Annotated in this window: 1 protein-coding gene; it reads left to right on the top strand. The window is 48.3% G+C overall.

The genetic code is table 11. The features are described from left to right. Nucleotides 1–706: FimV/HubP family polar landmark protein (locus R7Q11_RS26345; protein ID WP_318094463.1), on the top strand; the 706-nt coding region annotated here is incomplete at both ends.

Below are 706 nucleotides of genomic sequence, written 5' to 3'. Positions count from 1 at the left end.
ACCTGAGAATACTCAGCCTTCGCGCTTTTTCGGCCCTACAGGTGAAAACCAAACACTGTGGTCGATTGCTTCTGAGTTAAGACCGTCACGTAATGTCTCGGTACAACAAACGCTTCTCGCCATTTATCGAATCAACCCTCAAGCGTTTGACAATCAAAACATCCACGAGCTGATCCCAGGCAGCCGTCTTCGTGTTCCTTCATTAGAGCAAGTTCGCAGTGCGACGACTGAGCAAGCTGTTGCCATTATGAAGGCGCATGAGTTGCGACTAAAACAACCCAAGCCAGAAAAGCCAGCTCCAGTTAAACAGATAGAGGTTAAACCTAAACCTGTTGAAGAACCGACTGCGCCAACACCGCCAGTTGTTACTCCACCAAAACCTGAACCAGTTAAACCTGTTGAAACGACAGCAAACGTGCCACCAGTTTCGACGTCACCGAAAGGTGAAAAGCAGGTTAGTGATCTAAAAGACAAGCTGCAGGGCTCGCAAAGTGAGCTTGAATCACTAGAAGAGAAAAACCATCGTCTGCGCCTCATGCTGTCTCAAGTTCAGAGCGAAGTTGAAACACTCAAAAGCGAGCTTAACGACGAAGAGCGCATTCGTTCGGAAGTGGAAAAGCTGTTGGCAGAAGAGCGCCAACGTGTTGCTGAGCAGCAACGCATGCAGCCAAGTACGATGGATAAGATTCTATCCAATGGTTGGCTA

It is taken from the genome of Vibrio sp. 970, from assembly GCF_033339075.1.
Note: the sequence above shows the minus strand (reverse complement) of the source record. Positions and strands in the feature narration are given on the sequence as shown.